Genomic DNA, 12,766 nt, shown 5'->3' on the forward strand with positions numbered 1-12,766 from the left:
GATTTTGCAAAATGCTGGATATATAGATTGAATTAAAGAAAGTCACATCTTTGAAACGGATATTCCCTGTGGATCAAGGAATGACAAGTAATAACTTTAATTCATGCTATATAGGTAAAAACAAAACAGAAATTGATTAAGTAAGGAGTATCAGGAGAGAATGAAAACACAGCAGTTTGTCGTCATCGGTCTGGGGCGTTTCGGCTCAAGCCTAGCACTGGAGCTTGTCGATTTGGGGTATGAGGTGCTCGGAATCGATAAAAACGAAGAAGTCGTCAGCGACATGAGCGAATATTTGACGCATGCGGTCGTGGCGGACGCCACGGACGAGGAGGTGCTCAAGTCGCTCGGGATCCGCAATTTCGACTGCGGCATCGTCGCCATCGGCGACGATATCCAGATGAGCATTCTGGCCGCGATTTTGCTGAAGGATTTGGGCGTGCGCACGGTCGTCGCCAAAGCGATTTCGGTCCTTCACGGCCGCGCGCTGGAGAAACTGGGCGTCGACCGGGTTATTTTCCCGGAAAAAGACATGGGCATCCGCGTCGCCCACCAGCTCGTGACGCCGAACCTGCTCGACTACATCGAGATTTCCAAAGAATACAGCATCGTCGAAATGAAGGTGCCTGAAACGCTCGACTGCAAAACGTTAAGCGAGATCAACACCCGGGCCAAATTCGGCTGCAGCATCGTGGCGATTCACCGCCAAGGAAAGGTGATCGTGGCCCCGACGGCGATGGACCAGCTTCGCGCCGGCGACATCATGGTCATCATCGGCGCCAACGACAACATCGACCGCTTCGAAAGCGAAGCCGTCAATGCAGACTAGGATGTGAGTAGGTACATTGGAAACCCAGACGACGGAAATCATTCATCATATTTTAATCCTGCTGCTCTTTATCATTACCGTCGGGATGCTGGCCGGAAGGCTGGCGTCCTGGCTTCGTTTGCCCGACGTCGCCGTGTTTATCGTCGCCGGCATGGTGCTTGGAAGAGGGCTGCATCTAATCAACGCCGAAAGCAGCTCGCTCATCAATCAGCTCATTTTGACGGCAGGCTCCGCGCTGATTTTGTTTGACGGCGGCCGGAACCTGAGTCTCGGCGGGCTGAAAAAGGTCTGGATTACCCTGTCACTGCTAAGTGTCCCGGGCGTAATCATCACGACGGGCATCGTGGGCGCGGCGGTGCATTTTTTGTTCGGCCTCGATTGGATTTTTTCTTTTCTCGCGGCCGCCGTCATTGCTTCGACCGACCCGGCCTCCATCATCCCCGTCTTTAAACAGGTGAAGATCAAAAAGCGGGTACGGGAGACGGTCGAAAGCGAATCGGCCTTTAACGACGCGACCGGATCCATCCTTACGTTTGCGCTGCTGGCCGCGGTGACGGGCGGAACATCGCTGCACATCGGCGGCATGGCTTGGGACTTCGTCAAAACGGCCGCCGGCGGCATCGCCGTCGGAGCGGTCGTTTCGGTCGTCCTGACCTATCTGGTGGCGCATTTCCGCCTCGGCGTGCTGAAGGATTACACGACGATCGCGATGATCGTCGTTGCACTTTCTTCCTATTTAATAGGGGACATGCTCCATGTCAGCGGATTTATGGCTACGTTCGTCGCCGGGCTGATCTGGGGCAACGCCGATGCGATGGGATTGTCGATGGACGACAAGCTGGAGGAAACCGGGGCGTTTGCCGACAATACGAGCGTCATGATGCGGATGCTCATCTTTATTTTGCTTGGCAGCCAAGTGAATTTCCAAACGCTCGGGGATTATTTCTGGCCTAGCCTGGCGGCGGTGCTTGTGCTGATGTTCGTGGCCCGGCCGGTGACGATCCTGCTCTGCGCGCTGCCTGACCGGAAGGTGAAATGGTCCTGGCGCGAGCTGCTGTTTATGATGTGGGTGCGCGAAACCGGGGTGATCCCGGCGGCGTTGTCCGGCATGATCGCCGGTCTCGGCGTGGCGCATGCGGGAACGATTTCGGCGATGACGTTTATGGCGATCATGCTGACGATTTTGGTACAGGCGAGCACGACCGGGCTTGTCGCCCGCAAATTGGGCCTTGAAGTCAAACCGGGCGCCAATCCGGCCGCCGAGTGAACGACAAGGACGGCATCAACCGTTTGGCAAGCTGCCATATTGGTTAAAAAAACTGCCTCCGGCTGCAGCGTAGCAGCGGCCGGAGGCAGTTTTTTTGTTTTTCAAGATCCGCAAATATGTTTTCGGTTAACATCAGGCCGAAAGCAAGCTTTAACGGGGATATTGCGATTCGCGGAACATGGATTTGACTTTCGGCCGATGCCGGAAAGCCGGAGTTAGCGTGCTTAAACCGGGAAACAGGCTGCTGTGCTTACGAATGATGATGCTGCCGGGCAAGCTGGCCAAAGATCGATTTCGTTTCTTCCACCCAACGCTTGGCGCCGGCGCTGAGCCCGCCGCTGTCCGGATAAATAAGCGAGGTTGTGCGCCGGGTTTCTTTTAGGGCGGGAATATGGATCGTGGCGAGGTCGTTATCGTCGAGCAGCTGGCTCCGCAAATACGACTTCGGCAGCAGCGCGGCGGCTTTGCAGGCGGGAAGCAGACGGACGATCGCTTCGAACGAGTCCATTTCCATCCGGATGTCCGGCACGACGCCGGCGCGGTGAAAAAGATCGTCCGTAAGTTTACGGTACCACGTTCCGGTTGAAAATATAATCATAGGAAGGCCATGCAGCATTTCCATCCCTACGTCGTCCTTTTCGAGAAGCGGGTGGCTTTTCGGGAGAACCAGCTCCAGATGGTCGTCGAACAATGCGGTACAACGCAGTCCGGGTTCCTCGATGGCCGAGGCCACGATGCCTGCGTCGACTTTTTTGTCGCGCACGGCGGAGACGATCTCATGCGTTTTGCCCGTGATCAGCTTCAGTTCCGCCGTCGGGTGTTTTTCCATGAAAGCGGTCACGAGCGGCGGCAGGGTCGTCTGCAGGGTGGTGAGGCTTGCCCCGAGCGTAACGGAGATTTGGTCGTCTCCTTTATATTTGGCGATCAGCTGCATGAATTTCAGTTTCTGCTGCCGCTGCTCCAAAGCGAAATTGTAGGCGGTTTGCCCGAAGGCGGTAAGCTCCAGCCTTTTGCCGCGCCGGTTGAACAGGCTGACGCCCAGCTCGTCCTCGAGCTTCGTAATTTTTCGGGACAGGGCGGGCTGCGACAAATTCAGAATACGGGATGCTTTGTTCAAGCTGGACTGTTCGACAATCGTCGCAAAGACGTCCAAGTCCTCGAACATCCGATTCACCTTCCTTACCGTGGAATGAAGATCAGCGTTTATTACATATGCATAAAAATTATAACGATTAATAATTATATTGCAATTCCATTATAAGATAAAAAAGAGTAACATGAAAAGTGCCACAAGTTGTTCACACTTTTGCGTGCGAACTTCTGTGAAATGTCGGAAAATGAAAAATTGAAAACGTTATAATGTGAGAAAGGGGCACGTCAATCTATGAATGGTTATTATTCCAGAAAGCTGCATTCGCTTCTTGGAGTCATTCCGCTCGGCTTGTTTTTCATCGAGCATGCGCTGACGAACTTCGGCGCGTTCGAAGGAGGGCTCGCGCGTTTTAACGCGGGCGTCAAGCTGATCAACGATCTTCCGCTTCTCTGGCTGCTCGAGTGGGGGCTGATCTACCTTCCGCTGATTTACCACGGCGTGTTCGGTTTGTATATCGCCTACCAAGCCAAGCCGAATAACGGGCGCTTCCAGTATTCGCGAAACTGGCGTTACCTGTTCCAGCGCATTACGGGCGTGATTACGTTCGTGTACATCATCTGGCACGTGTACGAAACCCGTATCCAATTGGCGCTCGGCAACATTACCCATGAACAGCTGGGAAACACGATGCACGACATCTTCGTTCAGCCGGGACTGTTCATCCTGTACTTGATCGGCGTCGTATCGGCTTCGTTCCACTTCGCCAACGGTCTCTGGTCTTTCCTCGTCAGCTGGGGCATCACGGTCGGACCGCGCGCGCAGCGCGTATCGTCTTACATCTGCATGACGTTGTTCGTCCTTGTGAGCGTGATGCTCGTGTTGTCCATGATCGCGTTCCGCGGAGCGGAATTCCAGCAAGCAACCGCATGGCTTGATACCGTAAAGTCAGTTCTTAGTTAAGGAGAGTGAGCAAAAATGGCATCAAACAACATCATTATCGTGGGCGGCGGCCTGGCCGGCTTGATGGCGACCATCAAAGCGGCGGAAGCGGGCGTCCATGTTCACCTGTTTTCGCTTGTTCCCGTTAAAAGATCGCACTCCGTGTGCGCGCAGGGCGGAATTAACGGAGCCGTCAACACCAAAGGGGAAGGCGACTCCCCATGGATCCATTTTGACGATACCGTCTACGGCGGGGACTTCCTTGCCAACCAGCCGCCGGTCAAAGCGATGTGCGAAGCGGCTCCGGGCATCATTCACCTGATGGACCGGATGGGGGTCATGTTTAACCGGACTCCCGAAGGTTTGCTTGATTTCCGCCGTTTCGGCGGAACGAAACACCACCGTACGGCATACGCGGGCGCAACCACCGGCCAGCAGCTGCTGTATGCGCTGGATGAGCAGGTTCGCCGGCATGAGACGGCGGGACTCGTCACGAAACACGAGAATTGGGAGTTCCTTCAAGCCGTCATCGATGACGAAGGCGTGTGCCGCGGCATCGTTGCGCAGGACCTTCGTTCGATGGAGATCCATACGTTTGCGGCCGACGCGGTTATTCTGGCCAGCGGCGGTCCCGGCATCATTTTCGGCAAAACGACCAACTCGGTCATCAACACAGGGACAGCCGCAAGCGCCGTGTACCAGCAGGGCGTACATTACGCGAACGGGGAATTCATCCAAATCCACCCGACGGCCATTCCGGGGGATGACAAGCTGCGCCTGATGTCCGAATCCGCCCGCGGCGAAGGCGGACGGATCTGGACGTACAAGGACGGCAAACCTTGGTATTTCCTTGAAGAGAAATATCCGGCTTACGGCAACCTTGTTCCACGGGATATCGCAACGCGCGAAATTTTCGACGTGTGCGTTAACCAGGGGCTTGGCGTCAACGGCGAAAATACGGTTTACCTCGACCTGTCGCATAAAGATCCGAAGGAGCTGGACGTCAAGCTTGGCGGCATCATTGAAATCTATGAAAAATTCGTCGGCGACGATCCTCGCAAAATCCCGATGAAAATTTTCCCTGCCGTGCACTATTCCATGGGCGGCATGTGGGTCGACTATAACCAAATGACCAACATTCCCGGCCTGTTTGCGGCCGGCGAATGCGATTACCAATACCATGGCGCCAACCGCCTGGGCGCGAACTCGCTCGTTTCCGCGATTTTCGGCGGCATGGTGGCCGGCCCGAAAGCGGTCGAATATATCAAAGGTTTGAAGAAGTCCGCGGCGGACGTGTCCTCCACCGTATTCGACCGGTACAAAAAACAGCAGGACGACAAATACGAAAACATCCTCAAAATGGACGGAAACGAAAACGCCTATGTGCTGCATAAAGAGTTGGGCGAATGGATGACGGCGAACATGACCGTGGTTCGTTACAACGACAAGCTGGAAAAAACGATCGGCAAAATCAAAGAGCTGAAGCAGCGGTACAAAAACATCAACATCAACGACAAATCGCGCTGGAACAACCCGGGAGCGTCCTTTACCCGCCAGCTGTGGAACATGCTTGAGCTGGCCGAAGCGATGACGCTTGGAGCGCTGCTGCGCAACGAAAGCCGCGGCGCGCATTACAAGCCGGAATTCCCGGACCGCAACGACGAAGAGTTCCTGAAAACGACCAAAGCGACGTGGACGCCGGACGGACCGGAAATTTCCTACGAGGCGGTAGACGTGTCGCTCATCCCGCCGCGGATTCGTGACTATTCCAAAGACAAGTAAGAAGGGGGATTTGACATGGCGGAACAAACTGCTTCTACCAAAAAAGTGAAGTTTATCATTACCCGTCAGGACAGCCCGGAATCGGCGTCGTACGTCGAGGAATTCGAGCTTCCTTATCGCCCGGGAATGAACGTAATCAGCGCGCTGATGGAAATTCAGCGCAATCCTCAGAATGCCAAAGGCGAAAAAGTCGCCCCGGTATGCTGGGAATCCAACTGTCTCGAAGAGGTTTGCGGCGCCTGCTCCATGGTGATCAACGGCAAACCTCGCCAAGCTTGCGCGGCGCTGGTCGATAAGCTGGAGCAGCCGATCCGCGTGCAGCCGATGCGGACGTTCCCGGTCGTACGCGACCTGGTCATCGACCGCAGCCGGATGTTCAACGCTTTGAAACGCGTCAAAGCCTGGATTCCGATCGACGGCACGTACGATCTGGGTCCCGGACCGCGCATGGCCGAGAAAAAACGCCAATGGGCATACGAGCTGTCCAAGTGCATGACTTGCGGCGTTTGCCTCGAAGCCTGCCCGAACGTCAACGACAAGTCCGACTTTATCGGGCCTGCGGCGATTTCCCAGGTTCGTTTGTTCAACGCCCATCCGACGGGCGAAATGAACGCAGACGAACGGCTGGACGCCTTGATGGACGACGGCGGCATCGAAGGCTGCGGCAACTCGCAGAACTGCGTGCGCTCTTGTCCGAAAGGCATTCCGCTTACTACGTCCATCGCGGAAATCAACAAGCAGACAACCAAGCATTTGTTCAAAAAATGGCTTAGCGTGTAACGCGAAGCTGGAAATGCAAGCCCCACCGTCTTTGCAGGAAGCTGCAGGACGGCGGGGCTTTTTAACGTGATGGAATGATTTATTTGTTACGATCATTAACTTTATATAACCCTTCTCTTATTCAGAGGAGGGTTATATGTTTTATAAGGCGCGCCAAAAGATAAAGCTTGGTCGAGTTTTTTCTTTTGTTCAGTTCGGTTGGCAATGGGAAAAGGCTTCCTCTCCCCGGGAAGATGTGTGACGCAACTCCTGCCGCGGGGTAATGCAAATTAAGCAACCTTTCGGCAAGCAAAAGCTTACGGCTTTGAGAGCGGGAGGAAGGTGCAGCGCCGGACCCGGATCCGTGGCGGGCGGGAGGTGTTCGATTATGACATGGTGGATGTGGCTTTTGAATGTGGCGGGCCTGTTGGCGCTGATGGCCGTTTTTTACAGGCTGGAGAAAAAATGGACGAGCAAGGCGGTGCTGCTGGCGCCGGTCATCATCTATGTGCTCGTGTCGCTGGAGGATTTGTTCGGTTTGATCGACCTGATGAACATCGTGCCGGGCAGCGGGGGGATGAGGGCGCTCATTTTGCTGTTTTGCCTGGCCTCCGTCATTTTTTACGTGCTCTACATTTTTAACGGAATTGCCGAATCCGCGCTGAAAAAAAGGAGGTCCTACATGAAGACGCTGCTGATTCGAATCAGCGCGGCGGCATTGATGTGCATTTGCTTTTTTACCATTATTTATACGTCCATATATAAGCTGTTCGGGCAGGAAGCCTTCGACGGGGAAAATATCGGCAGCGATCTCGTGAACCAGCTCATTTCCTTTCTTTATTTCAGCGTGGCGACCTTCGCAACCGTCGGGTACGGCGACATTTCCCCCGCCGACAGCACGGCCAGGCTGGCGGTCATTATGGAAATTTGCTTCAGCTTCATTACCGTGGCTTATGCCTTGTCGATGCTGACCGAATTCCGGCGGATCTTCAGCCCGAGTCCCGACGACAAGCTGCCGGAGGAGTTGTAGGGAGCGATTTAGCCATTAAGGCTTCATCAGCTTGCGCAGCAGCTTGAGCCCGTTTTTGGAAGACGGGTAGCGGAACGTGATGTCAAAACGATTGGTCTGCTTCAGCACGCTTTTGTAATGCGTAAAGGTGTCGAAGCTGCCCTTTCCGTGATACGCGCCCATGCCGCTTTCGCCGACGCCGCCAAACGGCAGGTACGGCGTGGCGATATGCATGAGCGTGTCATTGACGCAGCCGCCGCCGTAGGAGATGCTGCCGACAATCTTCTCCTGGATGCCGGGCTGCTGCGTGAACAGGTACAGCGCAAGCGGCTTGGGACGGGCGTTAACCATGTCCACGGCTTCCTGAATGTCGTCGTATTCCAGCATCGGCAAAATCGGGCCGAAAATTTCTTCCTGCATGACGGGCATATCCCACGTGACCTGATCGAGAAGCGTAGGTTCGATTTGCAGGCGATCCGGCGCCGTTTTGCCGCCGGCGGCGATGCTGCCGTCCTGCAGAAAGGAAGCAAGCCTCTTAAAATGCTTCTCGGAGACGATGCGGCCGTAAGACGGGTTGGACAACGGATCGGCCCCGTAGAGCTCGCGGATGGCTTCCCGCAGATGCGAGACCAGCTCTTTTTTGATGCTGCGGTGCACGAGCAAATAATCCGGGGCGATGCAGGTTTGGCCGGCGTTCGTAAATTTGCCGAAAACGATGCGCCGCGCCGCAAGCTTCAGCTTTGCATCCCGATGTACGATGCAGGGGCTTTTGCCCCCGAGCTCCAGCGTCAGCGGAATGAGCTGCTTGGCAGCGGCCTGCATGACGATTTTGCCGACGTTGACGCTGCCCGTAAAAAAGATGTAGTCCACCGGCTGGGTGAGCAGCTCCTGGCTTGTTTCCGGACCGCCTTGTACCACGGCCACGTATTCCTCGTCGAAAATGCCGCCGAGAAGTTCGGCCAGCAGCGACGACATGGCGGGGGTCAGCTCGGAAGGTTTCAACAAGACGGTGTTTCCGGCCGCCAATGCCCCGATCAGCGGGGAAACGGCCAGCTGGTACGGATAATTCCACGGGGCTATGATGAGCGCGGTGCCGTAAGGCTCGGCAATGACCCGGCCTTTGCTGCCGATATGGGTTAACGCGGTTTTGACCTTTTTGGGCGCCATCCAGCGGCGCAGATGTTTGATCGCAAAAGCCAGCTCCGCGTAGACAATGCCGATTTCCGTGGAGAAGGCTTCGAATTCGCTTTTATTCAAATCTTTTTTCAGCGCGTCCATTATGTTTCTTTCGTTCGCGGCCAGCGCCTCCCTCAGCTTGCTGAGCTGGCGCAGGCGATAGTCGTAAGAGCGGGTCTGGCCGCTGTTGTAAAAATGTTTTTGTTTCTGAATCAGGTTTGACATGGTATCGTTAGACATAGGGATTCATCCTTTCCCGTTCATCTGATGACTCGATCGAAACGAACATGAAGCCGCAAGTTTTTCTTATCATATCAGAAAGAATAAACTACAGAGCTATTGCTACCTGATATTGCAAGAAAAACGACCTTTAAACGCGGTCTGTCTTCTTTGGGGTTACGTCGATAGACGTTTTTCATTATTTTTATTATACAGGGAGTATCCAGCCGATGAAAAACAGCCGAAAGTCCGGCAGGATGACGCGAAGGGCGTTTTTGAAACGCTCGGGAGCGGCCATTTTGGGCGCCGGCATGCTGGCCGGGGGGTACGCCTGGCTATGGGAACCAAGGCAGCTTGACGTCGTTCGGCAGTCCTTCCGCTGTCCCAGGCTCCCCGTCGTTTTTGACGGTTTGACCATCGCGTTGTTCAGCGACCTGCACCTCGGGTTTCATACGCGTGAAAGCGATATGGCAAGGTTGGCCGAGGCGATCGAAAGCGAGTCGCCCGACCTTGTCCTGTTTACCGGGGATGCCGTGGATTCCCGCACGGAGGCCATGCGGGACTATCTTCCGCTGCTGGCTTCCATGAACGGGGCGCTGGGGAAATTCGCGATTCTTGGCAACCACGACTATTTGGGCGATCCGGATCGGATCGCGGATATGCTGGGAATTTCGGGATTTCATGTGCTGCGGAACACGCATGGCCTTGTCAAACGCCAAGGGGAGGCGCTCGCCATCGTTGGCCTGGAGGACGGGATTATGGGATCGCCCGACCCCGTTCAAGGATTAAGCGGCGTTCCTCACGGACTGTTTACGTTATTGATGATGCATGAACCCGATTACGCGGACACGGCCGCGGGGTATCCGTTTGATATGCAGTTGTCCGGACACAGCCACGGGGGGCAGGTTCGTCTTCCGTTGCTCGGAGCCGTGCTGACCCCGCCCGGATCGAGGCGCTATATAATGGGAACCTATGCCATCGGGGAACGTTCTATGCCGCTCTACGTCAATCGGGGCATCGGCGAAACCCATTTGCCGATCCGTTTCCTGTGCAAACCGGAACTGACGATTATCACGCTGAGATCAGGCAAAGCCTGAATTATGTCCTATGATCCGAAAAAGGAGAGGATCCGGAAATGATTGCGGATAAATTTCATTTTTCGCCCGTGTTGGCGGGAGAAAGCCTCACGCTCCGGCAGATCGAGAAAAAAGATGCCCCCGCGTTGCTGGCGATCCTCTCCGATCCGCTGGTGGCGAAATACGTCACGCAAGGGTCGATGTTCAGCTTCGGGCGTTCCCGCCGCGTGGCGGCGGAGCTTTTGAACGACGGCCGCCCGGATTCGAAGCATTACGGGATATGGATTCCGGAGTCGGACGTTCCCGTCGGGGTCGTGTCCTTGCAAAACTGGAGGCAGGAGCAAAAAGACGCCATGATCGGCTACATGATCGACCGCAGGTTTTGGCGGCGGGGACTGGCGACGGAAGCCGTGGGCGTGCTGCTCCAATATGTTTTTTGCGGACTGCGGCTGCGGCGGGTCGAAGGCCGGTGCCATGCCGTTAACGCCGCCTCGGAACGCGTCATGCAAAAAAACGGCATGGTGCTGGAACGAACGTTTATCCATAAGCGGATGTTTTTTGCGGCACCGCTTGAAATGAAAATATACAGCCTTACGGACCGGCAATTTGAAGCCTGTCGTTCGGGCGTTGAACGCGAGGGTAAGGACTGAAAGGAGATTAAGTGCAGCAAGTGAAGGCAGAAACATGGTTTAAACATCCGGCAGGCATTTTGATCAGCTCGGCGGGGGCCACCCTGCTATGGGGAAGCGCGCTGCCTGTCATCAAAATCAGCTACGAGCATTTTCGGATCGATTCGAAAAACGTATTCGGGGAGTGGGTGTTCGCGGGTTACCGTTTTGCGCTGGCGGGGCTTCTGCTGATGCTGCTGGCGATGCTGATGGGACACGCCCGCGGCCAGGGCCGCAAGCCGCTTTCCATGCCCCGTCTCGTTCGTCTCGGCTTGATCCAGACATTTTTGCAGTACCTCGTGTTGTATGCGGGACTCAGCTACAGCTCGGGCATCGAGGGCTCTATTTTGGTAGGCTCCACGTCGCTTTTTCAAATATTGTCCGCCCGGCTCATGGACAAGTCGGAATCGCTGAATCCGGCCAAATGGTTTGGCCTGCTGCTCGGCTTTTTCGGCATTTTGGTCATGGGATTCGCGCAGCAGGGCGTGCAGTTCCATTTCGGCATCGGAGCGATCCTGCTGCTGGCTTCGGCCGCTTTCGGCGGATTCGGCAACGTGCTTTTCCGCAAGGAAAGCGCAGGCGAATCCGTCATTGCGCTGACGGGAAAACAGATGCTGATCGGGGGCTTGGCGCTATTGGCCGTCGGAGCCGTCCGGAGCGGGGTCGCGCCGTTCCGTTTCGACGCCAAAGGATGGCTGCTGCTTCTTTACCTTTCCGTGCTTTCGGCCGCAGGATTTGCGCTGTGGAACACGGTCATGAAATATAACGCGGTCGGAAAAGTATCCTTATATTTGTTCCTGATTCCGGTTTTCGGCGTTCTGCTGTCGGCGGTGCTGCTGGACGAACGCGTGTCGGCCTGGATCGGGCTGTCGCTTGGGCTGGTCGTTGCCGGCATCATTATCGTGAACCGCTCCGGTCAAGCGGGAAAAAGGAAAGCTGCCCGCGCCGAAAGCGCTGAAAGAGGAATGTAACGGGGGACCTGTTTTGTAACATAATTGAAATATTGCTGTTATGCGTCTCTAACAGAGACGGGGTACACTTATTGCATGACCCCCTTTTTGAAAATATAAATGATGTTTTGAGGACCCGCTCGTGACGGGTCCATTTTTTTGTTTTGGACGGAAAAGGCTACAGCGGCACGCTGATTTTTTCCTTGTTTTTAAAATAGACCCATTCCTTGAAGCCGATCTCTTTCAGGCGCGCGGCGACCTGATTCAGCTCATCCGCAACCCGGGAAGGCTTATGCGCGTCCGAGCCGAACGTGACGTCGACGCCGAAATGGCAGGCGCGCTCCAGAATCGAATCCGACGGATACCAGCCTCCGCTCAGCTTGGTTTTGCCGGAAGTGTTGATTTCGATCGCCACCCCGTGTTCCGCAATGACCTGCAGCGTTTCGTCCATCATGCGTTCCGCGGGAATATCGGAAAATGCGGGATAATTCCCTTTCATGGCGTCGATGTGGCCCAAAAATTGAAACAAGCCGCTTCGCGCCGAATCCTGGATCAGACGGTAGTATTCTTCCTTTACTTCGATGTGCTGCTTATCGTTTAATTTTTTCCAACGGTTTTTGTTGAAAATGCTGACGCCTCCGACGCTATGCACCGACCCGATGATGTAATCGAACGGATAATTGGACAGCACCTTGCGGTAGGTTTCGAAGTGTTCGGGAAAATAATCCGACTCGATGCCAAGCAGCACGTCGATTTTGCCTTCGTACTCTTTTTTCAGCTGCAGCACTTCTTCGACGTAGTTCGCGATTTCGGATTTTCCCATGGCGATGGCCGGAAACGCCTGCTCCGCTTTTTCCCCGAAATAAGGGGTGTGGTCGGAGATGCCGATCGCTTGCAAGCCGGCGGAAACGGCGGCCTCCACATAATCGCGGATCGTTCCGTCCGCATGCCCGCAGCGGAAATGGTGGGTATGAAGATCGAATTTCATCGTATGTTCTC

The 12,766-nt window shown here is 55.0% G+C and carries 12 protein-coding genes; 9 read left to right on the forward strand and 3 right to left on the reverse strand.

The genetic code is table 11. From position 1 onward, the window contains the following. The first annotated feature begins 160 nt into the window (after positions 1–160). On the forward strand, positions 161–829 hold the full coding sequence (locus GQY55_RS20820; protein ID WP_160043815.1) for a potassium channel family protein: 669 nt from the start codon (positions 161–163) through the stop codon (positions 827–829). Between the two features lie 16 nt (positions 830–845). Then, a complete protein-coding gene (locus tag GQY55_RS20825; protein ID WP_160043816.1) occupies positions 846–2,096 on the forward strand; it encodes a cation:proton antiporter in 1,251 nt (416 codons plus the stop codon). A gap of 250 nt (positions 2,097–2,346) precedes the next feature. On the opposite strand, the gene GQY55_RS20830 is transcribed toward GQY55_RS20825, so the two are convergent. After that, positions 2,347–3,261, reverse strand: coding sequence for a LysR family transcriptional regulator (locus tag GQY55_RS20830; protein ID WP_160043817.1), 915 nt, complete (start codon positions 3,259–3,261; stop codon positions 2,347–2,349). A gap of 219 nt (positions 3,262–3,480) precedes the next feature. On the opposite strand from GQY55_RS20830, the gene GQY55_RS20835 reads away from it, so the two are divergent. The 4 genes from GQY55_RS20835 (at position 3,481) to GQY55_RS20850 (ending at position 7,699) form a co-directional block, all read left to right on the forward strand. Next, the gene (locus tag GQY55_RS20835; RefSeq protein ID WP_160043818.1) at positions 3,481–4,149 is read left to right on the forward strand and encodes a succinate dehydrogenase cytochrome b558 subunit; all 669 of its coding nucleotides are present in this window, start codon (positions 3,481–3,483) and stop codon (positions 4,147–4,149) included. A 15-nt stretch (positions 4,150–4,164) separates the two neighbouring features. Continuing rightward, the gene (sdhA, locus tag GQY55_RS20840; RefSeq protein ID WP_160043819.1) at positions 4,165–5,910 is read left to right on the forward strand and encodes a succinate dehydrogenase flavoprotein subunit; all 1,746 of its coding nucleotides are present in this window, start codon (positions 4,165–4,167) and stop codon (positions 5,908–5,910) included. Between the two features lie 15 nt (positions 5,911–5,925). Next, complete coding sequence (gene sdhB, locus GQY55_RS20845; protein ID WP_160043820.1) at positions 5,926–6,690, forward strand: succinate dehydrogenase iron-sulfur subunit; 765 nt, start codon at positions 5,926–5,928, stop codon at positions 6,688–6,690. 367 nt (positions 6,691–7,057) lie between these two features. Beyond that, complete coding sequence (locus tag GQY55_RS20850; RefSeq protein ID WP_160043821.1) at positions 7,058–7,699, forward strand: potassium channel family protein; 642 nt, start codon at positions 7,058–7,060, stop codon at positions 7,697–7,699. 15 nt (positions 7,700–7,714) lie between these two features. Here GQY55_RS20850 and GQY55_RS20855 read toward each other — a convergent pair whose 3' ends face one another. Then, positions 7,715–9,094 carry an aldehyde dehydrogenase gene (locus tag GQY55_RS20855; protein ID WP_160043822.1) on the reverse strand — a complete coding sequence of 460 codons (1,380 nt, stop codon included), beginning with the start codon at positions 9,092–9,094 and terminating at the stop codon, positions 7,715–7,717. A gap of 209 nt (positions 9,095–9,303) precedes the next feature. Between GQY55_RS20855 and GQY55_RS20860 the strand changes: the two genes are divergently transcribed. Genes GQY55_RS20860 through GQY55_RS20870 form a run of 3 tightly spaced genes read left to right on the forward strand, consistent with a single transcriptional unit; the run spans position 9,304 to position 11,788 of the window. Then, a complete protein-coding gene (locus GQY55_RS20860) occupies positions 9,304–10,170 on the forward strand; it encodes a metallophosphoesterase (protein WP_160043894.1) in 867 nt (288 codons plus the stop codon). Between the two features lie 38 nt (positions 10,171–10,208). After that, positions 10,209–10,799, forward strand: coding sequence for a GNAT family N-acetyltransferase (locus GQY55_RS20865; protein ID WP_160043823.1), 591 nt, complete (start codon positions 10,209–10,211; stop codon positions 10,797–10,799). 20 nt (positions 10,800–10,819) lie between these two features. Beyond that, positions 10,820–11,788 carry a DMT family transporter gene (locus tag GQY55_RS20870; protein WP_160043895.1) on the forward strand — a complete coding sequence of 323 codons (969 nt, stop codon included), beginning with the start codon at positions 10,820–10,822 and terminating at the stop codon, positions 11,786–11,788. A 157-nt stretch (positions 11,789–11,945) separates the two neighbouring features. Here the strand turns inward: GQY55_RS20870 and GQY55_RS20875 are convergent, their stop codons facing one another. After that, positions 11,946–12,755, reverse strand: a complete 810-nt coding sequence (locus tag GQY55_RS20875; protein ID WP_160043824.1) for a histidinol-phosphatase — start codon at positions 12,753–12,755, stop codon at positions 11,946–11,948. Between the last annotated feature and the right edge of the window lie 11 nt (positions 12,756–12,766).

Source organism: Paenibacillus sp. USDA918EY (genome assembly GCF_009870825.1).
Classification (GTDB): Bacteria; Bacillota; Bacilli; order Paenibacillales; family Paenibacillaceae; genus Paenibacillus_AQ; species Paenibacillus_AQ albilobatus.

Coding starts and splice junctions, on each gene's coding strand:
- GQY55_RS20875 (WP_160043824.1), bottom strand. CDS start 12,755: ATGAAATTCGATCTTCATACCCACCATTTCCGCTGCGGGCATGCGGAC.
- GQY55_RS20860 (WP_160043894.1), top strand. CDS start 9,304: ATGAAAAACAGCCGAAAGTCCGGCAGGATGACGCGAAGGGCGTTTTTG.
- GQY55_RS20855 (WP_160043822.1), bottom strand. CDS start 9,094: ATGTCTAACGATACCATGTCAAACCTGATTCAGAAACAAAAACATTTT.
- sdhB (WP_160043820.1), top strand. CDS start 5,926: ATGGCGGAACAAACTGCTTCTACCAAAAAAGTGAAGTTTATCATTACC.
- GQY55_RS20820 (WP_160043815.1), top strand. CDS start 161: ATGAAAACACAGCAGTTTGTCGTCATCGGTCTGGGGCGTTTCGGCTCA.
- GQY55_RS20835 (WP_160043818.1), top strand. CDS start 3,481: ATGAATGGTTATTATTCCAGAAAGCTGCATTCGCTTCTTGGAGTCATT.
- GQY55_RS20865 (WP_160043823.1), top strand. CDS start 10,209: ATGATTGCGGATAAATTTCATTTTTCGCCCGTGTTGGCGGGAGAAAGC.
- GQY55_RS20830 (WP_160043817.1), bottom strand. CDS start 3,261: ATGTTCGAGGACTTGGACGTCTTTGCGACGATTGTCGAACAGTCCAGC.
- sdhA (WP_160043819.1), top strand. CDS start 4,165: ATGGCATCAAACAACATCATTATCGTGGGCGGCGGCCTGGCCGGCTTG.
- GQY55_RS20850 (WP_160043821.1), top strand. CDS start 7,058: ATGACATGGTGGATGTGGCTTTTGAATGTGGCGGGCCTGTTGGCGCTG.